Origin of the sequence: Pseudomonas sp. 18173 (assembly GCF_050432945.1) — a bacterium.
GTDB lineage: Bacteria > Pseudomonadota > Gammaproteobacteria > Pseudomonadales > Pseudomonadaceae > Aquipseudomonas.
On sequence record NZ_JBKFTN010000018.1, the window covers coordinates 23,816 to 49,392 of the forward strand.

General features: G+C 60.9%; 24 protein-coding genes. 8 read left to right on the top strand and 16 right to left on the bottom strand.

Annotated features, from left to right (window positions below; genetic code table 11):
* The first annotated feature begins 6 nt into the window (after window positions 1-6).
* A complete protein-coding gene (locus tag ACLD1X_RS19895) occupies window positions 7-624 on the top strand; it encodes a 5-formyltetrahydrofolate cyclo-ligase (protein WP_429370542.1) in 618 nt (205 codons plus the stop codon).
* Window positions 625-647: 23 nt separating this feature from the next.
* Here the strand turns inward: ACLD1X_RS19895 and ACLD1X_RS19900 are convergent, their stop codons facing one another.
* On the bottom strand, window positions 648-803 hold the full coding sequence (locus ACLD1X_RS19900) for a hypothetical protein (RefSeq protein WP_007982896.1): 156 nt from the start codon (window positions 801-803) through the stop codon (window positions 648-650).
* Between the two features lie 195 nt (window positions 804-998).
* On the opposite strand from ACLD1X_RS19900, the gene ACLD1X_RS19905 reads away from it, so the two are divergent.
* Complete coding sequence (locus ACLD1X_RS19905) at window positions 999-1,451, top strand: EVE domain-containing protein (protein WP_429370545.1); 453 nt, start codon at window positions 999-1,001, stop codon at window positions 1,449-1,451.
* Window positions 1,452-1,593: 142 nt separating this feature from the next.
* On the opposite strand, the gene ACLD1X_RS19910 is transcribed toward ACLD1X_RS19905, so the two are convergent.
* Window positions 1,594-2,001 (bottom strand): flagellar basal body-associated protein FliL, encoded by a 408-nt coding sequence (locus tag ACLD1X_RS19910; RefSeq protein ID WP_429370547.1) that lies wholly within the window; start codon window positions 1,999-2,001, stop codon window positions 1,594-1,596.
* Between the two features lie 150 nt (window positions 2,002-2,151).
* Here ACLD1X_RS19910 and ACLD1X_RS19915 point away from each other — a divergent pair, with 150 nt between their 5' ends.
* The gene (locus tag ACLD1X_RS19915; protein ID WP_429370549.1) at window positions 2,152-3,129 is read left to right on the top strand and encodes an NADPH:quinone oxidoreductase family protein; all 978 of its coding nucleotides are present in this window, start codon (window positions 2,152-2,154) and stop codon (window positions 3,127-3,129) included.
* Between the two features lie 46 nt (window positions 3,130-3,175).
* On the opposite strand, the gene ACLD1X_RS19920 is transcribed toward ACLD1X_RS19915, so the two are convergent.
* Window positions 3,176-3,751, bottom strand: coding sequence for an energy transducer TonB (locus tag ACLD1X_RS19920; RefSeq protein ID WP_429370551.1), 576 nt, complete (start codon window positions 3,749-3,751; stop codon window positions 3,176-3,178).
* 365 nt (window positions 3,752-4,116) lie between these two features.
* Here ACLD1X_RS19920 and glpT point away from each other — a divergent pair, with 365 nt between their 5' ends.
* A complete protein-coding gene (gene glpT, locus ACLD1X_RS19925) occupies window positions 4,117-5,466 on the top strand; it encodes a glycerol-3-phosphate transporter (RefSeq protein ID WP_429370553.1) in 1,350 nt (449 codons plus the stop codon).
* Here the strand turns inward: glpT and ACLD1X_RS19930 are convergent.
* From ACLD1X_RS19930 to trxA, 5 genes are all read right to left on the bottom strand, one after another.
* The gene (locus tag ACLD1X_RS19930) at window positions 5,442-6,110 is read right to left on the bottom strand and encodes a gamma-glutamylcyclotransferase (RefSeq protein ID WP_085723760.1); all 669 of its coding nucleotides are present in this window, start codon (window positions 6,108-6,110) and stop codon (window positions 5,442-5,444) included. The two genes, glpT and ACLD1X_RS19930, sit on opposite strands and share 25 nt — an antisense overlap.
* Window positions 6,111-6,425: 315 nt before the next feature.
* Window positions 6,426-7,394: a CDP-6-deoxy-delta-3,4-glucoseen reductase gene (locus ACLD1X_RS19935; protein ID WP_429370555.1), complete on the bottom strand. Its 969-nt coding sequence runs from the start codon at window positions 7,392-7,394 to the stop codon at window positions 6,426-6,428.
* Window positions 7,394-8,860 carry a 4-hydroxy-3-polyprenylbenzoate decarboxylase gene (ubiD, locus tag ACLD1X_RS19940; RefSeq protein ID WP_429370557.1) on the bottom strand — a complete coding sequence of 489 codons (1,467 nt, stop codon included), beginning with the start codon at window positions 8,858-8,860 and terminating at the stop codon, window positions 7,394-7,396. The genes ACLD1X_RS19935 and ubiD overlap by 1 nt, the downstream gene beginning before the upstream one ends.
* A gap of 140 nt (window positions 8,861-9,000) precedes the next feature.
* Window positions 9,001-10,260 (bottom strand): transcription termination factor Rho, encoded by a 1,260-nt coding sequence (gene rho, locus ACLD1X_RS19945; protein WP_003206716.1) that lies wholly within the window; start codon window positions 10,258-10,260, stop codon window positions 9,001-9,003.
* A gap of 248 nt (window positions 10,261-10,508) precedes the next feature.
* Window positions 10,509-10,838: a thioredoxin TrxA gene (gene trxA, locus ACLD1X_RS19950; RefSeq protein ID WP_003206727.1), complete on the bottom strand. Its 330-nt coding sequence runs from the start codon at window positions 10,836-10,838 to the stop codon at window positions 10,509-10,511.
* A 367-nt stretch (window positions 10,839-11,205) separates the two neighbouring features.
* Here trxA and ppx point away from each other — a divergent pair, with 367 nt between their 5' ends.
* On the top strand, window positions 11,206-12,708 hold the full coding sequence (ppx, locus tag ACLD1X_RS19955) for an exopolyphosphatase (RefSeq protein ID WP_429370560.1): 1,503 nt from the start codon (window positions 11,206-11,208) through the stop codon (window positions 12,706-12,708).
* Between the two features lie 165 nt (window positions 12,709-12,873).
* Here the strand turns inward: ppx and ppk1 are convergent, their stop codons facing one another.
* Both ppk1 and hemB read right to left on the bottom strand, forming a co-directional pair.
* On the bottom strand, window positions 12,874-15,096 hold the full coding sequence (gene ppk1 / locus ACLD1X_RS19960; RefSeq protein ID WP_429370562.1) for a polyphosphate kinase 1: 2,223 nt from the start codon (window positions 15,094-15,096) through the stop codon (window positions 12,874-12,876).
* Between the two features lie 18 nt (window positions 15,097-15,114).
* Window positions 15,115-16,128 (bottom strand): porphobilinogen synthase, encoded by a 1,014-nt coding sequence (hemB, locus tag ACLD1X_RS19965; RefSeq protein ID WP_429370564.1) that lies wholly within the window; start codon window positions 16,126-16,128, stop codon window positions 15,115-15,117.
* A 207-nt stretch (window positions 16,129-16,335) separates the two neighbouring features.
* Here hemB and ACLD1X_RS19970 point away from each other — a divergent pair, with 207 nt between their 5' ends.
* Window positions 16,336-16,968, top strand: coding sequence for a DedA family protein (locus ACLD1X_RS19970; protein WP_429370566.1), 633 nt, complete (start codon window positions 16,336-16,338; stop codon window positions 16,966-16,968).
* On the opposite strand, the gene ACLD1X_RS19975 is transcribed toward ACLD1X_RS19970, so the two are convergent.
* Window positions 16,949-18,184, bottom strand: a complete 1,236-nt coding sequence (locus ACLD1X_RS19975) for a sterol desaturase family protein (protein WP_429370568.1) — start codon at window positions 18,182-18,184, stop codon at window positions 16,949-16,951. The genes ACLD1X_RS19970 and ACLD1X_RS19975 overlap by 20 nt on opposite strands.
* Before the next feature lie 115 nt (window positions 18,185-18,299).
* On the opposite strand from ACLD1X_RS19975, the gene elbB reads away from it, so the two are divergent.
* A complete protein-coding gene (elbB, locus tag ACLD1X_RS19980) occupies window positions 18,300-18,968 on the top strand; it encodes an isoprenoid biosynthesis glyoxalase ElbB (RefSeq protein ID WP_429370570.1) in 669 nt (222 codons plus the stop codon).
* Between the two features lie 115 nt (window positions 18,969-19,083).
* Here elbB and ACLD1X_RS19985 read toward each other — a convergent pair whose 3' ends face one another.
* The 5 genes from ACLD1X_RS19985 to ACLD1X_RS20005 all read right to left on the bottom strand — a co-directional run bounded on the left by ACLD1X_RS19985 (window position 19,084) and on the right by ACLD1X_RS20005 (window position 25,068).
* Window positions 19,084-19,539 (bottom strand): YaiI/YqxD family protein, encoded by a 456-nt coding sequence (locus ACLD1X_RS19985; RefSeq protein WP_429370572.1) that lies wholly within the window; start codon window positions 19,537-19,539, stop codon window positions 19,084-19,086.
* Window positions 19,540-19,645: 106 nt separating this feature from the next.
* On the bottom strand, window positions 19,646-21,544 hold the full coding sequence (locus ACLD1X_RS19990; RefSeq protein ID WP_429370574.1) for an FTR1 family protein: 1,899 nt from the start codon (window positions 21,542-21,544) through the stop codon (window positions 19,646-19,648).
* A 162-nt stretch (window positions 21,545-21,706) separates the two neighbouring features.
* Entirely contained in the window at window positions 21,707-22,339 is a 633-nt protein-coding gene (rhtB, locus tag ACLD1X_RS19995) for a homoserine/homoserine lactone efflux protein (RefSeq protein WP_429370576.1), read from the bottom strand.
* Between the two features lie 237 nt (window positions 22,340-22,576).
* Window positions 22,577-23,158, bottom strand: coding sequence for a mechanosensitive ion channel family protein (locus ACLD1X_RS20000; protein WP_111282918.1), 582 nt, complete (start codon window positions 23,156-23,158; stop codon window positions 22,577-22,579).
* Window positions 23,158-25,068, bottom strand: a complete 1,911-nt coding sequence (locus ACLD1X_RS20005) for an ATP-binding cassette domain-containing protein (RefSeq protein ID WP_429370579.1) — start codon at window positions 25,066-25,068, stop codon at window positions 23,158-23,160. The genes ACLD1X_RS20000 and ACLD1X_RS20005 overlap by 1 nt, the downstream gene beginning before the upstream one ends.
* Before the next feature lie 50 nt (window positions 25,069-25,118).
* Here ACLD1X_RS20005 and ACLD1X_RS20010 point away from each other — a divergent pair.
* On the top strand, window positions 25,119-25,577 hold a 459-nt coding region (locus tag ACLD1X_RS20010; protein WP_429370581.1), incomplete at its 3' end, for a TIGR02444 family protein.

Sequence of the window (25,577 nt, forward strand, 5' to 3'; positions counted from 1 at the left end):
CAAACCATGACCGAACCTGCGCTGCTTCCCCGCCCGCAACTTCGACGCATGCTGCGCAAGGCCCGCCGCGCGCTGACACCAAGTCAGCAGCGCCAGGCCGCTTGCGGGCTGTACAAGCAACTGGCCCAGCAACCGCTGTTCCGCCGCGCCAGACACATCTCACTCTATCTGCCGACCGACGGTGAAATTGATCCGCGCCTGTTGCTGCGTGCCGCACAGCGCCGGGGCAAAGCCACCTATCTGCCGGTGCTGAGTGCCTGGCCGCGAACCAAAATGGTGTTCCAGCGCATCCGCCCCGGGGAAAAACTCAAACCCAACCGCTTTCGCATTCTCGAACCGCGGGCAAACCTCGCCCGGCAGCGCAAGGTCTGGGCGCTGGACCTGGTGTTGTTGCCATTGGTGGGTTTTGACGATGTCGGCGGACGCCTGGGAATGGGAGGTGGCTTCTACGATCGGAGCCTGGCCTACCTGGCACGCCGACAGGACTGGCGCAAGCCGACGCTGCTGGGGCTTGCCCATGAATGTCAGAAGGTCGAGCGATTGGCTCAGGCGAGCTGGGATGTGCCGTTGCAAGGGACGGTGACAGACAAGGCCTGGTATTACGCAGGCCAGGCACCACTTTGATCAGTGGTGCCGCGGCAACAGGATCAGCGCTTGAAGGCTGTCGACTGTTGCTGCAATTGGGCGAGCTCGACCGGTGCATCGGTCTTGTTGGCCCACAGGCTTTGGGCATAGCCAGTGGTCACGACGCCAAGGCCGAACAAAATGACCAAAATCCATAGTAAATCCGGTTTGCGTTTCATCGATTGCCCCCCAAAGGCATATCAACACGATGACAGCAGCGGTTTCCGTTTACAGGCCGTGCAGCAGCGTCAAGCTTTAAAGGCCGGCATTTTGCGACAACGTGAACCGCTGCGCAAATGCTGACGTCAACCGACTGTCGGTTTGTCATAAAATTGCCGACAAGCTGCTCAATCACCCCGCAAGGAGCAAAAGACATGGCCTATTGGCTGATGAAATCCGAGCCCGACGAACTCTCGATCAAAGGGCTGGAAAAGCTTGGCAAAGCGCGCTGGGACGGGGTTCGCAACTATCAGGCACGCAATTTTCTGCGGGCCATGGCGATGGGCGATGAGTTCTTTTTCTATCATTCCAGCTGCCCCGAGCCGGGTATTGCCGGAATCGGCAGGATTGTCGAAGCCGCCTATCCGGACCCGACGGCACTGGAGCCTGAAAGCCATTATTTCGACCCGAAGGCCACCCCGGACAAAAACGCCTGGAGCGCGATCGATGTCGCGCATGTCGAGACGTTTGCCCGAGTGCTGAAGCTGGACTACCTGAAGCAACAGACGGCGCTGGCCGAGTTGCCACTGGTGCAGAAAGGTTCGCGGCTTTCGGTGATGCCGGTGACACCAGAGCAGTGGGCGGCGGTGATCGCGCTCAAGCCATAGGTTTCTCAGCGTCGGTCAGAATGCATTCGCGAGCAAGCCCGCTCCCACAGTGGATTTGTGTTGGAACATGATCATATGTCCACAACGGAACCCTGTGGGAGCGGGCTTGCCCGCGAAGAGGCCGGCACAGGCGGCGGAAAACTTACTGGATGATCAGGTTGTTGAACAACAGATCCTCAACCACAGGTTTCCCGGTTTCGTCGTTCATCACCTGCTGAGTCTGTTTCAGGGCCTCCTGACGCAGCTTTTCCTTGGCCTCGACGTTGTTCATCGTCTCGGTGGTCTGCTGGGCGAACAGCGCGACCAATTGATTGCGGATCAAAGGTTCATTGGCCTTCACCGCTTTGGCGGCCTCGTCACCGGTCACCCGCAACGCCACATCGGCCTTGTAGACCTTCAGTTTCGGCGTGCCATCCAGCCCGTAGTTACCCACGAACGGCGGGCTCAGGGTGATGTAGCTGACCTTCGGAGCTGCATCTTCTTTGGCTTCTTCGGCCACCGCTGCCACAGGCAGAGACAGGGCCAGCAACAACATGATCCACGCTTTCACAATTCGCTCCTTATCCGGTTTGCGGCCTAGCATAACGACCCGTCGCACAAGCACAAGCTTATGGCTGGCTATCAGGGCCGGGCATGCTCGTTGACCCGTCGACCCATACACCTACACTTATCGGCCATCACTCCCAAAGGAATAGCCCTGATGAAAGCCGTGCTGTGCAAAGCCTTCGGCCCTGCCGAATCGCTGGTGCTGGAAGACGTCGCCAGTCCTGTCGCGAAGAAGAATGAAATCCTGCTGGACGTGCACGCCGCCGGGGTCAATTTCCCCGACACGTTGATCATCGAGGGCAAATACCAGTTCAAGCCGCCCTTCCCGTTCTCTCCGGGTGGCGAAGCGTCAGGCGTGGTCAGCGCCGTGGGTGAAAAAGTCAGCCACTTGAAAGTCGGTGACCGGGTCATGGCCCTGACCGGCTGGGGCAGCTTTGCCGAGCAGGTCGCCGTGCCGGGCTACAACGTGTTGCCGATCCCGTCGTCCATGGACTTCAACACCGCCGCCGTCTTCAGCATGACCTACGGCACCTCGATGCACGCCCTCAAGCAGCGCGGCAACCTGCAACCGGGCGAAACCCTGCTGGTGCTGGGCGCCTCCGGCGGTGTCGGCCTGGCCGCAGTGGAAATCGGCAAAGCCATGGGCGCCCGGGTGATTGCCGCGGCCAGCAGCGCGGAAAAACTTGCCGTGGCCAAGGCCGCTGGTGCCGATGAACTGATCAACTACAGCGAAACCAGCCTCAAGGACGAAATCAAGCGCCTGACCGATGGCCAGGGCGCCGACGTGATCTACGACCCGGTGGGCGGCGACCTGTTCGACCAGGCCATCCGCGCCATCGCCTGGAACGGCCGCCTGCTGGTGGTCGGCTTCGCCAGCGGACGCATTCCTGAACTGCCGGTGAACCTCGCACTGCTCAAGGGTGCCGCAGTACTCGGGGTGTTCTGGGGTTCCTTCGCCCAGCGCCAGCCACAGGACAACGCGGCGAACTTCCAGCAACTGTTTGGCTGGTTTGCCGAAGGCAAGTTGAAGCCGCTGGTGTCGCAGGTGTATCCGCTGGGTAATGCCGCGCAGGCGATCAATGATCTTGGCCAGCGTAAAGCGGTCGGGAAAGTGGTGGTGCAGGTTCGCTGAATCTCTATCCGGCAAAAAAGCGCGGCCACGCTGCCGCGCTTTTTCGTCAAAACAGAGTCGCTATCTCTTCCGGAAGAAACCGCACGAATCGGCTCGCGGGATAAGTGTTACAACGCCTGACTATCGATGGGATGCTTTTATTGAGCCTGGCAATCAGCGCCAGACGCTTGTGCTCCGGCAATTGCGTCGGCGAAAGAGAGTGCGTCAGGTAACTGCGGGTCCAGCTGAATACCGGCAGGTCTACCCACGAACTGTCATCGATGTTCAGCGCTGCCCGTCCGATGTCAGCGCATTTGAGCCGCTCCAGCGTCTTGTTGATGTGGATGGGCTGTTCCCGGTCCAGCCTGTAATCCATCGGTGCGATGACGATGACTCGCGCAGGCTGGTCGCCGGTGATCTTCCACGGCTTGAACCGCCATTGGCTGACTGCGGCCAATGAAGCCTCACCGAGTCCGGGATGCGCATCTTCGGCAATCACAGCCTTGCTGACAGAACCATCGGCCTGCACGGTCAGACTGACACGCACCATGCCGATAACACCGGCACGGTATAGCTCCACCGGATACACCGGCTTGGGATTATTCTCGGGTATCAGGAATACCTCCCCGGCCCTGACATCCATGGATGCCACCAACAACAGTCCGCACAACCACCACCGCATATCCCTCTCCCTTCGCCTGCAACGCCAGACCTGGCAACAGCACAAAGGTTACGGGGCGCAGTCGTCCGGCATAACGCCATGGCTTCCGCATTGAACGCAGGACCTTTCCCAAACAACTGCCCTATTTCGGTACATCAACGTCCTCAATACGAAAACGGGTAACGCTTCCTACAACGCCCCTCACTTACATCTGAGCGACATGTTCATAAAGGAACGTGCGAATTCCAACATCTTCGCTGTTTTGCCAATGAGAACCGGTGCTATTTTCGGTAACGAAACTGTAATATTCGCATCCGCAGTCAAAACAAGAAATTTGGAGCTCTTGAATGTTTGCTTTCTTTCGCCCTGCCGCACATCAGGCTCCATTGCCTGAAGAAAAAATAGACAGCACCTACCGACGCCTGCGCTGGCAGATCTTCGCCGGTATCTTCTTTGGCTACGCCGGTTACTACCTGCTGCGCAAGAACTTCTCCCTGGCCATGCCGTACCTGATCGATGAGGGCTACTCCCGTGGGGAGCTGGGCCTGGCGATGTCCGCCATCGCGATTGCCTACGGCCTGTCGAAGTTTCTGATGGGACTGGTGTCCGACCGCTCCAATCCGCGCTTCTTCCTGCCGTTCGGCCTGCTGGTTTCGGCCGGGGTGATGTTCATTTTCGGTTTCGCACCTTGGGCGACGTCGAGCGTGACCATGATGTTCATCCTGCTGTTTATCAACGGCTGGGCGCAGGGCATGGGTTGGCCTCCGAGCGGCCGGACCATGGTGCACTGGTGGTCGCAGAAGGAACGTGGCGGCGTGGTGTCTGTATGGAACGTGGCGCACAACGTCGGCGGCGGCCTGATCGGCCCGTTGTTCCTGATCGGCATGGGCCTGTTCAATGACTGGCACGCCGCGTTCTACGTGCCGGCAGCCGTGGCGCTGGCGGTAGCGGTGTTTGCCTTCGTGACCATGCGCGACACCCCGCAATCGGTTGGCCTGCCGCCGATCGAGCAGTACAAGAACGACTACCCGGAAGGCTACGACGCCAGCCACGAAGAAGAATTCAGCGCCAAGGAAATCTTCGTCAAATATGTGCTGCGCAACAAAATGCTCTGGTACATCGCCTTGGCCAACGTGTTTGTCTATCTGCTGCGCTACGGCGTGCTGGACTGGGCGCCGACCTACCTCAAGGAAGCCAAGGGTTTCACCGTCGACAAAACGTCGTGGGCGTATTTCTTCTACGAGTGGGCAGGTATCCCGGGCACGCTGCTGTGCGGCTGGATGTCGGACAAGATCTTCCGTGGCAACCGCGGCCTGACCGGCATGGTGTTCATGGCGCTGGTGACTGTCGCGACGCTGGTCTACTGGCTCAACCCGGCCGGCAATCCGATGGTCGACATGATCGCGCTGCTTTCCATCGGCTTCCTGATCTATGGCCCGGTCATGCTGATCGGCCTGCAGGCGTTGGAACTGGCACCGAAGAAAGCTGCCGGTACGGCGGCGGGGTTTACCGGTCTGTTCGGCTACCTGGGCGGCTCGGTCGCGGCCAGTGCAGCCATGGGCTACACCGTGGACCATTTCGGCTGGGACGGCGGCTTCGTGCTGCTGGTCGGTGCCTGCCTGCTGGCGATGGCCTTCCTGGCCCCGACGCTAGGGCACAAACAAACCGCCAGTCAGGGCCGTGAAGCACTCGCTTGATCGGCCTTTGATTTACAGCGCTTGAGCCGCGCCTCCAGATTCCGGTCTGGCATGGCGTGGCTGCGCAGGGCGTGGGCGGTTTGCTCGACATAATCGCGAGTGGTGCCGTAGCGCCCGCAAGCGTTTTCGAACACATGACTCAGCACATGATCCGGCAGGTTGCCGGCATAACTGGGCAGATGTCGCTCCAGCACAAACCCCAAGGCCTGCACCTGGTTGCCGTCTTCGAGACGGCAGTTAAGCCAGTGCGGGCGATAGGAAGGAAATGGCATCTCGCGCTGCCAAAGGGCGTATAGCGACGCTTCGAGTTGCTCTTCGGGCAAGCGATAGGCGAAACCGCTGCAAGAACCGCCGCGATCCAGGCCAAACACCAGGCCAGGCATTTCCGGCGTGCCGCGATGTTCGTGGGACCACAGGTACAACCCGCGATGGTAGCCATGCACCCGGCCGCGAACCCGCTCAACCGCCGTGCATTCTGGCCGCCAGATCAGCGACCCGTAGGCAAACAGCCACACCGGTCCACCCTTGTGGCGGGCCATGGTCGATTGCATCGAGCTGAGCAATTGTTCGTGCGTGAGCTGCGGTCCCAGATCGAGCCGCGGAGGGTAAGCCAGATTCAAAAAAGCCGATTCGATGGCGCTCATGGCGAATAGCGTTCAGCTCCCCGCGAGTAAACAGTTACTAAATAGAACGCACCGCCGAAACAATAAGGCACATATGTTCTCAAGTAATTTAAGTGCCTTGGCGCAGTTCTTAATCAATCACTTGAACGAGATATAACCTACCGACATTTATGCATTTTTATAAATACCGATGGGCTATATGGAGAGTTATAAACCCTGTAGGAGCGAGCCCGCTCGCGATGGTCGTTAACGATTACGCGGGAAGTCAGGCTGACCGCGGCGCACTTTAATCCATCGCGAGCAAGCTCGCTCCTACAAGTATGGGGGGGGGCAGGATCAGGATCTGGGGGCGTAGGCGAATACGTCGGCGCGCATCTGGTGGGCATCCATCCCCGCCTCGACCAGCGCATCCAGGGTGCCGTAGACCATCGCCGGCGAGCCACTGGCATACACATGCAAGGCCTTGAGATCGGGAAAGTCTTCACACACCGCTTCATGCAACATGCCGCAACGCCCCTTCCAGCCGCATTGATCGCTGACGACCTTGTGCAGGAACAGGTTGGACAACTTCAGCCATTCGTCCCAATGCTCGACTTGATAAAAGTCTTCCGGACGACGCACGCCCCAATACAGGTGCACCGGATGCTTGAAACCCGAGGCCCGGCAATGTTCGATCAGGCCGTGGATCTGGCCCATGCCGGTGCCGGCGGCGATCAGCACGAGCGGACCGTCCGGCAACTCTGCCAGGTGGGTATCGCCGAACGGTAACTCGACCCGCACCATGCTGTTGCGCTGTAACTGTTCGATCAGGCTCAACGCACTGGCTTCACGCGCCAGTACGTGGATTTCCAGGTCGCGACCCGCATGCGGTGCCGAGGCGAGGGAGAAAGCGGACTTTTCGCCGTTCTCGCGCTCGATCATCAGGTACTGACCGGCGTGGTAACGCGGCGGTTTACCGGCCGGAGCCCGCAGACGCACGCGCCAGGTGTCGCCGCCCACGTCCCTGCACTCAATGACCTGACACGACAAGCTGCGCACCGGCAATTCTCCCAGCGCGAGCACGCCATCCCACAGCACGATGCAGTCTTCGAGCGGCTCCGCTATGCAAGTGTAGAACTCGCCATGGTCGCGCACATCGCCGGTCTGCTCGACCCGCCCTTCCACCAGCAGCGCCGCGCAGACGTGGCAATTGCCGTTGCGGCAACTTTGCGGGCATTCGTAGCCCAAGCGCCGCGCGCCATCGAGAATCCGCTCGCCGGGCAATATCTCAAGCACTGCTCCGGAGGGCTGCAAGGTTACACGCATCAATCTATTCCTAACTGATTCCAGATGGCATCGATCCGCTGGGTCACGGCATCGTCCTTGACGATGACCCGGCCCCACTCGCGGGTGGTTTCGCCCGGCCATTTATGCGTGGCATCGAGGCCCATTTTCGAACCCAGGCCGGACACCGGCGAAGCGAAGTCCAGGTAGTCGATCGGCGTGTTCTCGATCATCACCGTGTCGCGCTTGGGGTCCATGCGCGTGGTGATGGCCCAGATCACGTCGTTCCAGTCCCGGGCGTTGATATCGTCGTCGGTGACGATAACGAACTTGGTGTACATGAACTGTCGCAAAAACGACCAGACACCCAGCATTACCCGCTTGGCATGGCCGGGATACGACTTCTTCATGGTCACCACGGCCATGCGGTACGAGCAACCTTCGGGCGGCAGGTAGAAATCGGTGATCTCCGGGAACTGCTTCTGCAGGATCGGCACGAACACTTCGTTCAACGCCACGCCGAGGATCGCCGGCTCATCCGGTGGACGCCCGGTGTAGGTGCTGTGGTAGATCGGCTTGATCCGGTGCGTGATGCGCTCGACGGTGAACACCGGGAAGCTGTCGACTTCGTTGTAGTAACCGGTGTGATCGCCGTACGGGCCTTCGTCGGCCATCTCGCCCGGATGAATCACGCCTTCGAGGATGATTTCGGCAGTGGCCGGTACCTGCAGGTCGTTGCCGCGGCACTTCACCAGCTCAGTGCGGTTACCGCGCAACAGGCCGGCGAATGCGTACTCGGAGAGGCTGTCGGGCACCGGGGTCACGGCACCGAGGATGGTCGCCGGGTCGGCGCCCAATGCAACCGATACCGGGAACGGTTGGCCGGGATGCTTCTCGCACCACTCGCGATAATCCAGTGCACCGCCACGGTGGCTCAACCAGCGCATGATGACTTTGTTGCGGCCGATCACTTGCTGACGATAGATGCCGAGGTTCTGGCGATCCTTATTCGGGCCTTTGGTGACGGTCAGGCCCCAGGTGATCAGTGGACCGACATCGCCCGGCCAGCAGGTCTGCACCGGCAACATGGCCAGGTCGACGTCGTCGCCCTCGATGACCACTTCCTGGCAAATCGCGTCCTTGACGACTTTCGGCGCCATCGAAATGATCTTGCGGAAGATCGGCAGCTTGGACCAGGCATCCTTCAGGCCTTTCGGCGGCTCGGGTTCCTTGAGGAACGCCAGCAGCTTGCCGATCTCGCGCAGCTCGCTGACCGCTTCGGCACCCATGCCCAGCGCGACGCGCTCGGGGGTGCCGAACAGGTTGCCAAGCACGGGAATGTCATAACCGGTAGGGTTTTCGAAAAGCAGGGCCGGGCCCTTGGCGCGCAAGGTGCGGTCGCAGACCTCGGTCATTTCGAGCACTGGGGACACCGGAACCTGGATGCGCTTGAGTTCACCGCGCTTTTCCAGCCCGCTGATAAAGTCGCGCAAGTCGCGATACTGCATGCGTGAGCCTCGTGTTGGCCGTGGCGTTCGGGGGCAGCAGTTTAGCGCCGAACCCCTCCATTCAGAACCACGAACTGCCGGTTCATCAAAATTCAGATAGCAAAAAGCCGGGTTTCCCCGGCTTTTGCTGGTCTATCGACTTACTTGCGTTTCATCGACAGGAAGAACTCATCGTTGGTCTTGGTCGTTTTCAGCTTGTCGACCAGGAACTCGATGGCAGCGACTTCATCCATCGGATGCAGCAGCTTGCGCAGGATCCACATGCGCTGCAGCTCGTCGTCGGCGGTCAGCAACTCTTCGCGGCGGGTACCGGAACGGTTGATGTTGATGGCCGGGAAGACGCGCTTTTCAGCGATACGGCGATCCAGCGGCAGCTCCATGTTGCCGGTGCCTTTGAATTCCTCATAGATCACTTCGTCCATCTTCGAGCCGGTTTCAACCAGCGCGGTGGCGATGATGGTCAGCGAGCCGCCTTCTTCGATGTTCCGCGCAGCACCGAAGAAACGCTTTGGTTTCTCCAGGGCGTGGGCATCGACACCACCGGTCAGTACCTTGCCGGAGCTCGGGATCACGGTGTTGTAGGCACGGGCCAGACGGGTGATGGAGTCGAGCAGGATCACCACGTCTTTCTTGTGTTCGACCAGGCGCTTGGCCTTCTCGATCACCATTTCGGCAACCTGCACGTGGCGGGTTGGCGGCTCGTCGAACGTCGAGGCAACCACTTCGCCGCGCACGGTGCGCTGCATTTCGGTTACTTCTTCCGGACGTTCGTCGATCAGCAGCACGATCAGGTGAACTTCAGGGTTGTTACGCGCGATGTTCGCTGCGATGTTCTGCAGCATGATCGTCTTGCCCGCTTTCGGCGGAGCAACGATCAGACCGCGCTGGCCTTTACCGATTGGAGCACACAGGTCGATGACACGACCGGTCAAGTCCTCGGTGGAACCGTTGCCGGCTTCCATCTTCATGCGCACGGTCGGGAACAGCGGGGTCAGGTTCTCGAAGAGAATCTTGTTTTTCGCGTTTTCCGGACGGTCGAAGTTGATGGTGTCGACCTTGAGCAGCGCGAAATAACGCTCGCCTTCCTTTGGAGGGCGGATCTTGCCAACGATGGTGTCACCGGTGCGCAAGTTGAAACGACGGATCTGGCTCGGCGAGACGTAGATATCGTCAGGGCCGGCGAGATAGGAAGCGTCAGCGGAGCGCAGGAAGCCGAAGCCGTCCTGGAGAATCTCCAGCACGCCATCACCGGAGATTTCCTCACCGCTTTTCGCGTGCTTCTTGAGCAGGGAGAAAATCACGTCCTGCTTGCGCGAACGGGCCATATTTTCTATGCCCATCTGTTCGGCCAATTCGAGCAGTTCGGTAATCGGCTTTTGCTTGAGTTCAGTCAGATTCATATAGGAATGACGTAATCATTTATGGAGGGGGGAAATTAAGCTTTTGGCTTAATGAGGCCGCGCCGCGGAGAAGGCGACAGGATCGCGTACTTATTCGAAAAGGAGTGCGTCGGCGACGGCTAGCAGGGGGCAATGGAGAAACCAGTGCGGGGCCGAATGTACCACCTGAGTATCAGGAGCGTCTAGCCCTGAATACGCAAAAAGCCCCGCTATTTGCGAGGCTTTTTTCATGACACTTGCAACGACGCTTAGATGTTGGCGTCGAGGAAAGCAGCCAGTTGCGACTTCGACAGTGCGCCGACCTTGGTCGCTTCAACGTTGCCGTTCTTGAACAGCATCAGGGTCGGGATACCACGCACGCCATGCTTGGCCGGGGTTTCCTGGTTTTCGTCGATGTTCAGCTTGGCAACGGTCAGCTTGCCTTTGTAGGTCTCGGCAATCTCGTCCAGGACAGGAGCGATCATTTTGCAAGGGCCGCACCACTCAGCCCAGTAATCGACCAGTACAGCGCCTTCAGCCTTGAGTACGTCGGCCTCGAAGCTAGCGTCGCTAACGTGTTTGATAAGATCGCTGCTCATGGAATTCTCCAGGGTTGTAAGCAAAAAAACGTGGCCCATCATAGCTGCCCTTCCCTCGTTCAGGAAGGTGCAGATGATTGAGTCTCGCTATGGCATTCCATGAGTTTGGGTATAGCTCGAGTCAAAGTACGCCGCGCCTCTGTGGCGAGGGGGCTTGCCCCCGTTCGGCGGCGCAGCCGTCGTAAACCCGGTCACCGGATTAGCCTCAATCCCTTCATTGAATGGTTTTGGGGCCGCTTCGCAGCCCAACGGGGCAAGCCCCCTCGCCACAGAGGTTGTGCCCGGGATCAACCCTTTCAGCACTGCGCGTTGGCGCCAGCCTGTGATCGTGGCACGATGTCGAGGTTATCGACCGAGACCCCAGACCATGCCGCAATCCCAAGCCAAGAATCTGTCCCTGATCGCCGCAATCGACCTGGGCTCCAACAGTTTTCACATGGTCGTGGCCAAGGCCCAGAACGGTGAAATCCGCATTCTCGAGCGTCTCGGGGAGAAAGTTCAGCTGGCCGCGGGTATCGACGAAGAGCGCCATCTCAGCGAAGAATCGATGCAGCGCGGGCTCGACTGCCTCAAGCGCTTCGCCCAACTGATCAGCGGTATGCCCACCGGCGCCGTGCGCATCGTCGGCACCAACGCCTTGCGTGAAGCGCGCAACCGCGCCGAATTCATCCGTCGCGCCGAAGAAATTCTCGGCCACCCGGTAGAGGTCATTTCCGGACGTGAAGAAGCGCGCCTGATCTATCTCGGCGTGTCCCACACCCTCGCCGACACCCCGGGCAAGCGCCTGGTGGCCGACATCGGCGGCGGCAGTACCGAATTCATCATTGGCCAGCGCTTCGAACCGCTGCTGCGCGAAAGCCTGCAGATGGGTTGCGTCAGCTACACCCAACGCTATTTCAAGGACGGCAAGATCACCCCGGCCCGCTACGCCCAGGCGTACACCGCGGCGCGGCTGGAGATCATGAGCATCGAGCACGCCCTGCACCGCCTGACCTGGGATGAAGCCATTGGCTCCTCGGGCACCATCCGCGCCATCGGCCTGGCGCTGAAGGCTGGCGGCCACGGCACCGGCGAGGTCAACGCCGAAGGCCTGGCCTGGCTCAAGCGCAAACTGATCAAGCTGGGCGACGTCGAGAAAATCGATTTCGACGGTATCAAGCCGGATCGCCGGGCGATTTTCCCGGCCGGCCTGGCGATCCTCGAAGCGATCTTCGATTCCCTCGAACTGCAACGCATGGATCACTGCGAAGGCGCCCTGCGCGAAGGCGTGCTCTATGACCTGCTGGGCCGCCATCATCACGAAGACGTGCGCGAACGCACCCTCACTTCGCTGATGGAGCGCTACCACGTCGATCAGGAACAGGCAGCACGAGTCGAGCGCAAGGCGTTGCACGCGTTCGACCAGGTTGCCGCGGACTGGGACCTGGAAGACGGCGTCTGGCGCGAACTGCTCGGCTGGGCGGCCAAGGTCCATGAAGTGGGCCTGGACATCGCTCACTACCAGTACCACAAGCACGGGGCCTACCTGATCGAGCACTCGGACCTCGCCGGATTCTCCCGCGAAGACCAGTTGATGCTCGCGCTGCTGGTACGCGGCCACCGACGCAACATTCCCAAGGACAAGTTCGCCGATTTCGGCGACGACGGCATCAAGCTGATTCGCCTGTGCGTATTGCTGCGCTTTGCGATTCTGTTCCATCACATCCGTGGCACCCAGCAAATGCCTCAGGTGGAACTGAACGCCCATGACAATCACCTGGAAGTGGTTTTCCCGGAAAACTGGCTGGACGAAAACCAGCTGACCCAGGCCGACTTCGCCATCGAGGCGGAATGGCTGACTCGGGTGGATATCGTGCTGAACGCTCGCTGACCCCAGCCCCTGTAGGAGCGAGCTTGCTCGCGAAGAACCAACAGGCGCCGCGTTTCTCCAGGCAGCACGCGTTATCGTTCACGCCCATCGCGAGCGAGCTCGCTCCTACAGAAAAGCAAAAAGGGCGATCCACATGGATCGCCCTTTTTTACCCGCTGATTCCCGTTACCGAACAGCCAGGATCGGGCTGCCCAAACGCTCCAGCAATGTCGCCTGGGCGCTGCGTGGGTTCTGGTTGCCGGTCGGCGTGTTACGGATGTAACGACCGTCCGACTGCAGGCTCCAGCTGTGGGTGTTGTCGGTCAGATACAACTCCAGCTCTTTCTTGACCCGCATGATCAGCTTCTTGCCTTCCACCGGGAAGCAAGTCTCGACGCGCTTGTCGAGGTTGCGTTCCATCCAGTCGGCGCTGGAGAGGAACATCTGTTCTTCGCCGCCATTGAGGAAGTAGAAGACCCGGGTGTGCTCCAGGAAGCGACCGATGATCGAGCGCACGTGGATATTGTGGGAAACCCCGGCGATGCCCGGCCGCAGGCAGCACATGCCGCGCACCACCAGATCGATGCGCACGCCTGACTGGCTGGCCTTGTACAGCGCGCGGATGATCTTCGGATCGGTCAGCGAGTTGAACTTGGCGATGATGTGCGCCGGTTTGCCGTCGAGGGCGAACTGGGTTTCGCGGGCAATCATGTCGAGCATGCCCTTTTTCAGGGTGAACGGCGCATGCAGCAATTTCTTCATGCGTAGTGTCTTGCCCATGCCGATCAACTGGCTGAACAGTTTGCCGACGTCTTCGCACAAGGCATCGTCGGAAGTCAGCAGGCTGTAGTCGGTGTACAGGCGGGCGTTGCCGGCGTGGTAGTTACCCGTACCAAGGTGCGCGTAACGCACGATTTCACCGGCCTCGCGACGCAGGATCAGCATCATCTTGGCGTGGGTCTTGAAACCGACCACGCCATAGATCACCACCGCACCGGCCGCTTGCAGGCGGCTGGCCAGCTGCAGGTTGGACTCTTCATCGAACCGCGCCCGCAGTTCGATTACCGCAGTGACTTCCTTGCCGTTACGCGCCGCATCCACCAGCGCATCGACGATTTCCGAGTTGGCGCCGGAGCGGTACAGGGTCTGGCGCACCGCCAACACATGTGGGTCCTTGGCGGCCTGGCGCAACAGGTCGACCACCGGGGTGAACGACTCGAACGGGTGCAGCAGCAGGATGTCCTGCTTGCTGATCACGCTGAAAATGTTTTCGCTGTTCTGCAGCAGTTTCGGGATCTGCGGGGTGAACGGCAGGTATTGCAGCTCGCGCTGGCTGTCCAGGCCGGTGATGCTGAACAGCCGCGTCAGGTTCACCGGGCCGTTGACCTGATACAACTCGGTCTCGCCCAGGTTGAACTGCTTGAGCAGGTAGTCGGACAGGTGTTTCGGGCAGGTGTCGGCCACCTCCAGTCGCACCGCATCACCATAACGACGGGAGAACAGTTCGCCGCGCAAGGCGCGGGCCAGGTCTTCGACGTCTTCGGAGTCCAGCGCCAGGTCGGCGTTACGGGTCAGGCGGAACTGGTAGCAGCCCTTGACCTTCATGCCCTGGAACAGGTCGTCGGCGTGAGCGTGAATCATCGACGACAGGAATACATAGTTGTCGCCAGGGCCACCGACTTCTTCCGGCACCTTGATGATACGCGGCAGCAGGCGTGGTGCCGGGATGATCGCCAGACCGGAGTCGCGGCCAAAGGCGTCGATGCCTTCGAGCTCGACGATGAAGTTCAGGCTCTTGTTCACCAGCAACGGGAACGGGTGCGTCGGGTCGAGGCCGATCGGGGTGATGATTGGTGCGATCTCGTCGCGGAAATAACGGCGGACCCAGGTTTTGAGCTTGGTCGTCCAGTAGCGGCGGCGAATGAAGCGAACCTGATGTTTTTCCAGCTCCGGCAACAGAATGTCGTTGAGGATCGCGTACTGGCGATCGACGTGACCGTGGACCAGCTCGCTTATGCGGGCCAGGGCCTGATGCGGTTGCAGACCATCGGCGCCAGCCTGTTCACGGGCGAAGGTGATCTGCTTCTTGAGACCGGCGACGCGAATTTCGAAGAACTCGTCCAGGTTGCTGGAGAAGATCAACAGAAACTTCAGCCGCTCCAGCAATGGGTAGGACTCGTCCAGCGCCTGTTCCAGCACGCGGATGTTGAACTGCAGTTGCGAGAGCTCGCGGTGGATGTACAGGCTGCTGTCATCCAGGCCGGGAATGGCCACCACTGGCGTGGTCGCAGCGGTTTCGACGACCGCCGCGGGCGGAGCTGGTTCCAGCTCCGGCGGGGTCTCGCCGACTTGCTCCACCACAGGTTGAGCGTCTTTTACGGCAACTTCAGTGAGTACTTCGGTATTCATCGAATGTTCCTGGGAGGGCTATTTTTGCTCTCGTAACAATTGAGCGGCACGAACGGCAAAGTACGTCAGGATGCCATCAGCCCCTGCACGTTTGAAAGCGGTCAGCGACTCGAGGATAACCCCTTCGCTCAACCAGCCGTTCTGGATCGCCGCCATGTGCATGGCGTATTCGCCGCTGACTTGATAAACAAACGTCGGCACTTTGAATTCTTCTTTTACCCGGCACAGGATGTCCAGGTACGGCATGCCTGGCTTGACCATGACCATGTCTGCACCTTCTGACAAGTCCGCCGCCACTTCGTGCAGGGCTTCATTGCTGTTGGCCGGGTCCATCTGATAGGAGGCCTTGTTGGCCTTGCCCAGGTTCAGCGCCGAACCGACCGCATCGCGGAACGGGCCGTAATAGGCACTGGCGTACTTGGCCGAGTAGGCCATGATCCGCACATTGACGTGACCGGCCACTTCGAGGGCCTCGCGGATCGCCTGGATGCGACCGTCCATCATGTCCGAGGGTGCCACGACCTGAGCGCCGGCCTCGGCGTGGGACAGGGCTTGCCTGACCAGTGCGTCGACGGTGATGTCGTTCTGCACGTACCCTTCTTCATCAAGAATGCCGTCCTGGCCGTGGGTGGTGAACGGATCCAGGGCGACGTCGGTGATCACACCCAGCTCCGGGAAGCGCTCACGCAACGCACGGGTCGCACGTTGGGCGATGCCCTGCGGGTTCCACGCTTCGGCGGCGTCCAGGGACTTGAGCTCCGCTGGCGTCACCGGGAACAGCGCCAGCGCCGGGATCCCCAGCTCGACCCACTTGGCCGCCTCTTCCAGCAACAGGTCGATGGTCAGACGTTCGACACCCGGCATCGACGCCACCGCTTCGCGACGGTTTTCACCGTCCAGCACGAACACCGGCAGGATCAGGTCATCGACGGTCAGGACGTTTTCACGGACCAGACGACGCGAGAAGTCGTCACGACGGTTGCGGCGCAGGCGGGTTGCGGGGAACAAACGGTTGGCGGGGGTAAAGCTCACGGCAGACTCCTGAGCCCGCGCTTACGGGCGAGCGTGACAGTTATAAGCGGCCATTATGACGAACAGATGACAGTTGTGTGCATCCCGCGACACGTAGCCGCATTCCATTGTCGTTGTAGGAAATGTTCACGTCGAGACACATTTGGACACTTTCCTGAATGTGTCCGAAGGGTTAGGCTGCGCGTTCATTTCGCCAGCACCCAGACAATGCTCCAACAATTTCTGCATGACTTTGGCTACTTTGCCCTTTTTCTAGGCACGTTCTTCGAAGGCGAAACCATCCTGGTACTCGCGGGCTTCCTCGCGTTCCGTGGATACATGGACATCAACCTGGTGGTGGTCGTGGCCTTTTTCGGCAGCTATGCCGGCGACCAGCTGTGGTACTTCCTTGGGCGCAAGCACGGCCGCAAGCTGCTGGCGCGCAAGCCGCGCTGGCAGATGATGGGTGACCGGGCACTGGAACACATTCGCAAGCACCCGGACATCTGGGTATTGAGCTTCCGCTTCGTCTACGGTTTGCGTACGGTCATGCCGGTGGCCATCGGCCTGTCGGGTTATCCGCCGGGCCGCTACCTGCTGCTCAACGGCATTGGCGCCGCGATCTGGGCCGCAGCCCTCGCCGCCGCCGCTTACCATTTCGGCGCCGTGCTCGAAGGCATGCTCGGCAGTGTGAAGAAGTACGAACTCTGGGTGCTCGGCGCCCTGCTGGTCCTGGGCTTCGCACTGTGGCTGCGTCGGCGCTTCAAGAATGCCCGGCTGGCCAAGCAGGTCTACGCCGACGAACAGGCCCTGAAAGCCGAAAGATCCAAAGCCGAAGGCCCTACGACGCCAGCCGAGTGATGCGGTTTCTGCAACAGTAGAGACCGAGGCCGCTCAACAGGCTGTAACTGAACAGGCCGACCCAGCCCGGTGCGCTGGCCGGCCACAGCCCCGCCATCGGGGCCAGCCACACCATAGGCAGATTCGACGCCAGCCGCACCAGCTCCAGCCTCAACGCCCACGGGCGATTCTCCAGGGCCACGCCCAGCACAAACAGACCGAACGCCACCGCTCCCCAACCCAACACCAGGGCGGCGGCTGACAGCTTCGGCTCAAGATTCATCAAGTAGCTGCCCAGCGCGATATACACGCAAAACTGTAACAGGATGTAGAGCTGCTGACGCCCGTCCAGCGGCACCTCGAATTTGCGGAACCGGGCCAGGTCCGGCTTGTTCACCGGATATTTGGCCGCCACGTCCGCCGGGCGCCAGCCGGTGCGCATGAACCAGATCCGCAGCTTGTCCCAGATGCTTTCGGCACGTCGCGCATCGCCCCATAACTGTGCGTAGAACTGCACGTTCGCCCACACGGGATTCCAGCTCGCCAGCGGTGTGGTCACGCCGAAGATCACCGGCTCGTTGTCGTCTTCTTCCTGGAACGTACCGAACAGACGGTCCCAGATAATGAACACGCCGCCGTAGTTGCGATCCATGTAGAGAGCGTTCTGTGCATGGTGAGCCCGATGATTGGATGGCGTGACAAAAAACCACTCAAACCAGCCAAGCTTGGGAATGTGCCGGGTGTGTACCCAGAACTGGTACAGCAGGTTCAGCGCGGCGACGCTCACAAACACCAGCAACGGTACGCCGACCACCGCCAGCGGCAGATAGAAGATCCAGCTCAGCAGGAACCCGGTGCTGGTCTGGCGCAGGGCGGTGGACAGGTTGTAGTCCTCGCTCTGGTGATGCACCGAATGCGCGGCCCAGAGGATGTTGCGCTCGTGGCCCATGCGATGCAGCCAGTAGTAGCACACGTCATAGAGGACAAAGGCGAACACCCAGGTCCAGACGCTGTCGGCCGACAACTCGAACAGCGCCAGATGCCTGAGGGCAAACGCATAGGTCACCAACCCCACGCCTTTGGTCAGCAGCCCCGTGGTGGTCGACAGCACGCCGGTGCTGAGGCTGTTGATCGCGTCCGCCAGCCGATAATTGCTCACCCCGCGCCAACGGTCGGCCAGCAGTTCAACGGCAATCAGTACAAAGAAAAACGGCACCGCATACAGAATGAAGTCCATGACACGCCCTGACCGGAGTCTTGAGGACAGATGCTATGTGTAACCGTCAATTAACCCTATGGCAACGCGTGCCAAATTAGTGGACATTTAACGTCATGAATCTGGAGAAAAGCCCATGAGCAAAAAAGTTGCAGTGATCCTTTCCGGTTGTGGCGTGTACGACGGCGCCGAGCTCCACGAGAGCGTCATCACCCTGCTCCGCCTGGATCAGCGCGGAGCGCAAGTGCAGTGTTTCGCACCGGACATCGCGCAGTTGCATGTCATCAATCACCTGACCGGCGAAGAAATGCCCGAATCGCGCAACGTGCTGGTGGAGTCGGCGCGAATTGCCCGGGGCAACGTCAAGGATATCCGTGACGCGAACGTCGATGACTTCGATGCGCTGATCGTGCCCGGCGGCTTCGGCTCGGCCAAGAACCTCTCCAGCTTCGCCACTGAAGGCGCCGGCTGCACCGTTCAGCCGGATGTCCTGGCACTGACCGAAGCCTTTGCCGAGGCCGGTAAACCGGTGGGGCTGATGTGCATTTCCCCGGCCCTGGCGGCCAAGATCTACGGCCCCGGCGTCACCTGCACCATCGGCAACGACACCGACACCGCCGCCGCGATGAACAAGATGGGCGCGACCCATACCGATTGCGCGGTCAGCGACATCGTCGAGGACAAGGCACGCAAACTGGTGAGCACCCCGGCCTACATGCTCGCGCAGAGCATCAGCGAGGCGGCTTCCGGTATCAACAAACTGGTCGACCGCGTGCTCGAACTGACCCACGAGAATGATGCATAACACTGTCAATGTGGGAGCGAGCCTGCTCGCGAAAGCGGCCTGACAGTCAACTCCAATGTTGGATGTGCCACCCCCTTCGCGAGCAGGCTCGCTCCCACAGTGATCATCACCGGATTCAAGTTTTGCGTGTGAGCCTGGTCAAAATCCGATCCAGCGCATTGGCAAAAGCCTGCTTTTCACGATCGCCGAACGGCGCTGGCCCGCCGCCCATTTGCCCCTGCTCACGCAAATCGGTGAACAGGTTGCGCACAGCCAGCCGCTCCCCCATGTTCTGCGCATCGAACTCCTTGCCTCGCGGATCGAGCGCAGCCACGCCCTTCTTCACCAGACGGTCGGCCAACGGCACATCGCTGCAAATCACCAGCTCACCGGAAACCGCGTGTTCCACCAGGTAATCGTCCGCCGCATCTGGGCCGCTCGGCACCACGATCAGCTTGACCAGCGCCAGGCCTGGCTTGATCTGCGGCTGCCCGGCCACCAGCACCACTTCGAACTGGCGCTTGAGGGCGAACTTCACCACCAGATCCTTGGCTGCCCGAGGGCAGGCGTCGGCATCGATCCAGACACGCATGTTTTTACCTCTCTAAAAAGCTTCGCGAGCAGGCTCGCTCCCACAGAATACACATCGTCCATGTGGGAGCGAGCCTGCTCGCGAAAGTGAGCGAAGCGAATGCTGTTTAAGAAACCTGCACCCGCTGCTTCTCGACCACCCGGCTACGGCCATACAACACGACGATCGCAATGATCGCCACCGCCTGCGCGCTCAACGAATACGCATCGGCATGAATCCCCAGCCAGTCGAACTCAAAGAACGGCACCGGCCGCGTGCCGAAGATTCCCGCTTCCTGCAGCGCCTTCACGCCATGTCCGGCAAACACCACCGACAAGGCGCACAGCAGACCGGCGTTGATGCTGAAGAACAGCGCCAGCGGCAACTTCGCCGAGCCGCGCAAGATCACCCAGGCCAGGCCGATCAGTAGCACCAGCGCCGTAGCCCCACCGGCCAGCACCGCGTTGTGGCCTGCGGGACCTGCCTGCAACCACAGGGTTTCGTAGAACAGAATCACTTCGAACAGTTCGCGATACACCGAGAAAAACGCCAGGGTGGCAAAACCGAAACGCCCACCGCCACCCACCAGGCTGGTCTTGATGTAGTCCTGCCAGGCCGCCGCGTGACGACGGTCATGCATCCACACCCCCAGCCACAACACCATGACGCTGGCAAACAACGCCGTTGCGCCTTCCAGCAGTTCACGCTGCGAACCGCTGACATCAATCACATAGGCTGCCAGCGCCCAGGTGCCCAACCCCGCCAGAAACGCCAGGCCCCAACCGACGTTGACGCTGCGCACCGCCGCCTGTTGACCCGTGTTACGCAGGAACGCAAGGATCGCCGCCAGCACCAGAATCGCTTCCAGACCTTCGCGCAGCAGAATCAGCAGGCCGGAAATGTAGCTCAGCGACCAGCTCAAACCGTCGTTACCCAGCAGCTCGGCCGATGCCTTCAACCTGGCCTTGGCCACCTCCAGCCGCTGTTCGACGTCGCTCACCGGCAGGCCGTCCTGCAACGACTGACGGTAGGCCATCAGGGATTTTTCGGTGTCTTTGCGTACATTGGCGTCAATGTTGTCCAGCGAGCTTTCAACCAGCTCGAAGCCTTCCAGATACGCCGCTACCGATAAGTCATAAGCCTGATCATGCTCACCGGCACGATAGGCCGCGATGCTCTTGTCCAGAGTGGCTGCGGTGTAGTCGAGCAATTGTGCCGGGCCACGCTTGACCTGCGGCGGTTGCGCCCGCTGGGCACGGAAGGTCGCGGCGGCTTGCGGGCCTTCGACAGCCTGCACTTCGGCCGGGGTCTGACGAGCCAGGTCGGCGATGTTGTAGGTTTTCTCAGCATTGGCTGTAGCCGGGTCGACACTGAAGCTTGCGATATAGGTGGCCAGATCCCAACGCTGACGATCATCCAGTTGATCGGCAAAGGCTGGCATGTCGGTCCCTTCAACACCCAGGCCCAAGGTGCTGTAGATCGCGTAGAGGCTCAGTCGATCCAGTCGTGCGCTGTCGCGCAGATTGGATGGCGGTGGCGTCATGCCGACACCTGCCGGGCCGTCGCCGGCCCCTGTATCGCCATGGCAGACCGAGCACTGCTGAGCGTACAACGGCGCACCGCGCGCCGGGTCCGGCGTAATGACCGGGGCCTGGCTGACTTCATAGGCCACGGCCAGCTTCGCTCCCAGTTGCCGGGCCTGGCGCGCGACGTCGGCACCGTCCTGACGGGCGCTGATGGAGCTTCCCAGCGTTATCAGGCTTTGCTCCAGCGCAACTTTTTCCGGTTTGGCCGGCATCGCCGCCAGCAGACTGCCCAGTGTCTTCACCGATTCTTGCTGCGCACGAAATCCGGCCTGGTCGATGATGCTGCCCGCCTGCACCGTGTCCGGGTAATCCGCGCCGATGTAATCGAGCAAGTGCAGCGCCTGCGGCGCACCTTCGGCGGGGGCGGCCAGCAACTGAACGCTGCACGCCGCGAACAGCGGCAGCAACAGCCAGGCCAGGAAACGGGAGGGGAAAATCATGAATGAGTCTCAATTTGAAAAACGAAGTTACATATTGTTAACGCCCAGCGGGTTTCGCTCAAGCTTTGTCGGGACTTCCTGCGAATTCGAAGGTTCTCCAAGGTACTGATACGCCAACAAAAAAGGCGACCGCATGGGTCGCCTTTTCGGGTTTCGGCCGATTTACGCCGCGGCTCTGCGCAGCGTCGCCATGAACGCTGCCGCACCGATGAACAGCCCGGCAAAGGTTCGGTTCATGCGTTTTTGCTGTTTCGGTGTGCGCAACAGACGCAGCACTTTGGAGGCCAGACCGGTGTAGCCGGCCATGACGATCAGGTCGACGCAGACCATGGTCACACCGATGATCACGTACTGGATCAGCAGTGGCGCGTGCGGATCGATGAACTGCGGCAACACCGCCAGCATGAACACCAGCGCCTTGGGGTTACTGATATTCACCAGAAAACCGCGGAACACCAGGGCCATCGGCTTGCCGATCTGGCGCACCGCGGCGTCATCGCTCATATCGCTGGGCAGCGCACGCCATTGCTTGATCGCGAGGTAAACCAGATACGCCACACCGAACCATTTGATCGCATGGAACGCGGTGGCCGATGCGGTAAGAATCGCGCCAACCCCGGCGCCGACAATGGCGATCTGCAAAGCCAGGCCCAGTTGCAGGCCCAGGGCGTTCCAGTAACCGCGCCAGAAACCGTACTGCAGACCGCTGGACATCGACGCAATGGCGCCGGCACCGGGGGACAGGCTGATCACCCAGCAGGCGGCAAAAAACGCCAGCCATGTTTGAAGCTCCATTGCACACCTCGACTCAGACTCGTGACAGACGTCTAAGCTAATGCGGCTTTGGGTGGATGACTACCGATTTTTTGCGGGATGTTGCGGGGACCGACAGGCGCTTACGGCTTGAGGGCCCCTTCGCGAGCAAGCCCGCTCCCACAGTGGATCGACGGTGCTCACAGAATTTGTGTCTACCGCAGAGCAAATGTGGGAGCGGGCTTGCTCGCGAAGGCGGCCTGTCAGGCAGCAGAAGGCTTACTTTTCAAACCCGCTGGAAGGGAATACATCCGTACCGCGCCAGCGTCGCACCGAGCGCTGGAAGAACAAACTGTTAGGCACTTGCACCATGGCGCTGCCAGTGCCGAGTTCTTCGGCCTCGACCAGCGTGGTGTACAGCAGATTGATCGCCACCACCCGGCCTTTGACGCCGGGCTTGTCGGTGGTGTCCACCAACTCAACCACATCGCCCAGGCGAAACGGGCCGACGGTGAAGATCAGGATCGCGCACAGCAGGTTCGACAGCACGCTCCACATGGCGAAAAACGCCACCGCCGCGACGGCGACGAAACCGGACAATGCGGTCCAGAGCACCGTGGCCGATACACCGAGGCGTTCCAGCACGAAAATCAGCGCACTGCCCATGATCAGCCAGCGCAAACCGCCCCGCAGCGGCATCAGCAGTTGCGGCGGGAACGGATAACGCTCGCCCAGGCGAGTCAGGAACCGGGCGACGACGCGCTGGGCGAAGTAGCCGGCCAGCAGGATCAGCAGGATTTGCACGCCGAGCCAGATCGGCTCGACCCACACCGCCGGCAACGGCAGCTTGAAGGCGTCCATCAGGACAGCGCCTCCAGCTCCGCCTGCATGCTTTCCAGCAATTCCAGGGCTTCCATCCACGCTTCTTCCAGCTGTGTCTCACGCACCTTCAGCTTGGCCTGTTCGGCCAGCAGATCACGCAATTCGTTCTTGCGCGCCGGCTCGTAGATATCACTGTCGCCGAGGCTGGCATCGATTTTCGCGAGCTTTTCGTGCAGCTTGCCAAGCTCTGCTTCAAGCTTGTCGGCCTCGCGCTTGTGCGGCGCCAGTTGCTGGCGCAACGCAGCGGCGGCCTGACGCTGGGCTTTCTTGTCGGTCTTGTCCGGGTTGACCGGCGTATTGCTGACCGGGGCATTGCGCTGGCGATAATCCACCAGCCAGCGGGTGTAGTCCTCCAGGTCGCCGTCGAACTCTTCGACCTTGCCATCCGCCACCAGATAGAAGTTATCGGTGGTGCTTTTGAGCAGGTGACGGTCGTGGGAGACCACCAGTACCGCACCACTGAATTCCTGCAGGGCCATGGTCAGCGCCAGGCGCATTTCCAGGTCCAGGTGGTTGGTCGGTTCGTCGAGCAGCAACAGGTTCGGCCGGTCCCAGGCGATCAAGGCCAATGCCAGGCGCGCCTTTTCGCCACCGGAAAAATTCAGCACCGGCTCGTCGATTCGCGCACCACGGAAGTCGAAACCGCCGAGGAAGTCGCGCAGGGTCTGTTCGCGCTCGGTCGGTGCCAGGCGCTGCAAGTGCAGCAACGGGCTGGCCTTGGAATCCAGCGAGTCGAGCTGATGCTGGGCGAAGTAGCCGACCACGGTGTTCTCGCCACGGGTCAAGCGGCCAGCCAATGGCGAGAGCTCACCGGCAAGGTTCTTGATCAGGGTCGATTTACCGGCGCCGTTAGGGCCGAGCAATCCGATCCGCGCGCCGGGGGTCAGTTGCAGCTTGACCTTCTCCAGCACGGCTTTGTCGCCGTAACCCAGGCGGGCATCGGACAGGTCGATCAGCGGGCTGGAAATTTTCTGCGATTCGCGGAAGACAAAGTCGAACGGCGAATCGACGTGGGCGGCGGTCAGCTCTTCCATCCGCTCCAGCGCCTTGATCCGGCTCTGGGCCTGACGGGCCTTGGTGGCCTGGGCCTTGAAGCGGGCGATGTAGCTTTCCATGTGCGCACGTTGCGCCTGCTGCTTCTCGTAGGCCTGCTGTTGCTGGGCCAGACGTTCGGCACGGGCGCGCTCGAAGGCGCTGTAGCCACCGCGGTACAGGGTGATCTTGCGCTGATCGACGTGGGCCACGTGGTCGACCACGGCATCGAGGAAGTCCCGGTCGTGGGAAATCAGCATCAGGGTGCCGGGATAGCTCTTGAGCCACTCTTCGAGCCAGATGATGGCGTCGAGGTCCAGGTGGTTGGTCGGTTCGTCGAGCAGCAGCAGGTCCGATGGGCACATCAAGGCCTGCGCCAGGTTCAGGCGCATCCGCCATCCGCCGGAGAAATCCCCGACCTGCCGGTCCATCTGCTCGTTGGTGAAGCCAAGACCGGCCAGCAACTTGCGCGCCCGGGCGTCGGCGGTGTAACCGTCGGCGCTGTCGAGTTCCGAGTGCAGGCGGGCCTGAGCGGCACCGTCATGGGCCGCTTCGGCTGCCGCCAGGTCGCGTTGCACCTGGCGCAGGCGCAGGTCGCCATCGAGCACGTAGTCGACCGCCAGGCGTTCGAGGGTGTCGACCTCCTGGCGCATGTGGGCGATACGCCAGTCGGCCGGCAGGAAGCAATCACCCGAGTCCGGGTGCAGCTCGCCCCGAAGCAGGGCGAACAGGCTCGATTTGCCGGCGCCGTTGGCACCGATGAGGCCGGCTTTCTGGCCGGCGTGCAGGGTCAGCTCGGCGTCTTCTAGCAGACGCTGCGGGCCACGCTGTAAAGTCAGGTTCTGAAGTCGAATCATAATGGCGGCGGAGTCTACCAGCTTCGCTCGCAACTGGCGCGAGTAGCACTATGTCCTCTGACCTGTGGAGCTTTTCCCTGACCACCTACGCCCGCCCCGGCGTCGAGCAGGCCTGCCTGCAATTGCAGTCGGCGGGGGTCAATGTGTGTCTGTTGCTGTGTGGTGCGTGGCTGGGACAACGAGGCGTGGCCTGCGATGAGCAACGCTTGCAGCAATTGCGCAGCGTGGCTTTCGCCTGGGACACCGATGTCGTGCAGCCGTTACGCGCCTTGCGCACTCAATGGAAGGCCGGGGCCACGGAGGACGCCGATCTGCACACCCTGCGTGAACAGGTGAAGGCACTCGAACTGGAAGCCGAGCGACATCTGTTGTTGCGGCTGGAGAGAGCGACGCAGAGTTGGCCGCAAGGTGCCGAGACCGATCTATCGACCTGGCTGGAAGGTGTGACGGCTGAGGCCGCCCACCTGCACCGGGGAGCGGGGGCCTCGTTTCGGGGTTCTGTCGCCCGA

Excerpts from the sequence above, each read along its gene's own strand:
- ACLD1X_RS19895 (WP_429370542.1), top strand. The coding sequence starts at position 7 with ATGACCGAACCTGCGCTGCTTCCCCGCCCGCAACTTCGACGCATGCTG.
- ACLD1X_RS19900 (WP_007982896.1), bottom strand. The coding sequence starts at position 803 with ATGAAACGCAAACCGGATTTACTATGGATTTTGGTCATTTTGTTCGGC.
- ACLD1X_RS19905 (WP_429370545.1), top strand. The coding sequence starts at position 999 with ATGGCCTATTGGCTGATGAAATCCGAGCCCGACGAACTCTCGATCAAA.
- ACLD1X_RS19915 (WP_429370549.1), top strand. The coding sequence starts at position 2,152 with ATGAAAGCCGTGCTGTGCAAAGCCTTCGGCCCTGCCGAATCGCTGGTG.
- ACLD1X_RS19920 (WP_429370551.1), bottom strand. The coding sequence starts at position 3,751 with ATGGATGTCAGGGCCGGGGAGGTATTCCTGATACCCGAGAATAATCCC.
- glpT (WP_429370553.1), top strand. The coding sequence starts at position 4,117 with ATGTTTGCTTTCTTTCGCCCTGCCGCACATCAGGCTCCATTGCCTGAA.
- ACLD1X_RS19930 (WP_085723760.1), bottom strand. The coding sequence starts at position 6,110 with ATGAGCGCCATCGAATCGGCTTTTTTGAATCTGGCTTACCCTCCGCGG.
- ACLD1X_RS19935 (WP_429370555.1), bottom strand. The coding sequence starts at position 7,394 with ATGCGTGTAACCTTGCAGCCCTCCGGAGCAGTGCTTGAGATATTGCCC.
- ubiD (WP_429370557.1), bottom strand. The coding sequence starts at position 8,860 with ATGCAGTATCGCGACTTGCGCGACTTTATCAGCGGGCTGGAAAAGCGC.
- rho (WP_003206716.1), bottom strand. The coding sequence starts at position 10,260 with ATGAATCTGACTGAACTCAAGCAAAAGCCGATTACCGAACTGCTCGAA.
- trxA (WP_003206727.1), bottom strand. The coding sequence starts at position 10,838 with ATGAGCAGCGATCTTATCAAACACGTTAGCGACGCTAGCTTCGAGGCC.
- ppx (WP_429370560.1), top strand. The coding sequence starts at position 11,206 with ATGCCGCAATCCCAAGCCAAGAATCTGTCCCTGATCGCCGCAATCGAC.
- ppk1 (WP_429370562.1), bottom strand. The coding sequence starts at position 15,096 with ATGAATACCGAAGTACTCACTGAAGTTGCCGTAAAAGACGCTCAACCT.
- ACLD1X_RS19970 (WP_429370566.1), top strand. The coding sequence starts at position 16,336 with ATGCTCCAACAATTTCTGCATGACTTTGGCTACTTTGCCCTTTTTCTA.
- ACLD1X_RS19975 (WP_429370568.1), bottom strand. The coding sequence starts at position 18,184 with ATGGACTTCATTCTGTATGCGGTGCCGTTTTTCTTTGTACTGATTGCC.
- elbB (WP_429370570.1), top strand. The coding sequence starts at position 18,300 with ATGAGCAAAAAAGTTGCAGTGATCCTTTCCGGTTGTGGCGTGTACGAC.
- ACLD1X_RS19985 (WP_429370572.1), bottom strand. The coding sequence starts at position 19,539 with ATGCGTGTCTGGATCGATGCCGACGCCTGCCCTCGGGCAGCCAAGGAT.
- ACLD1X_RS19990 (WP_429370574.1), bottom strand. The coding sequence starts at position 21,544 with ATGATTTTCCCCTCCCGTTTCCTGGCCTGGCTGTTGCTGCCGCTGTTC.
- rhtB (WP_429370576.1), bottom strand. The coding sequence starts at position 22,339 with ATGGAGCTTCAAACATGGCTGGCGTTTTTTGCCGCCTGCTGGGTGATC.
- ACLD1X_RS20000 (WP_111282918.1), bottom strand. The coding sequence starts at position 23,158 with ATGGACGCCTTCAAGCTGCCGTTGCCGGCGGTGTGGGTCGAGCCGATC.
- ACLD1X_RS20005 (WP_429370579.1), bottom strand. The coding sequence starts at position 25,068 with ATGATTCGACTTCAGAACCTGACTTTACAGCGTGGCCCGCAGCGTCTG.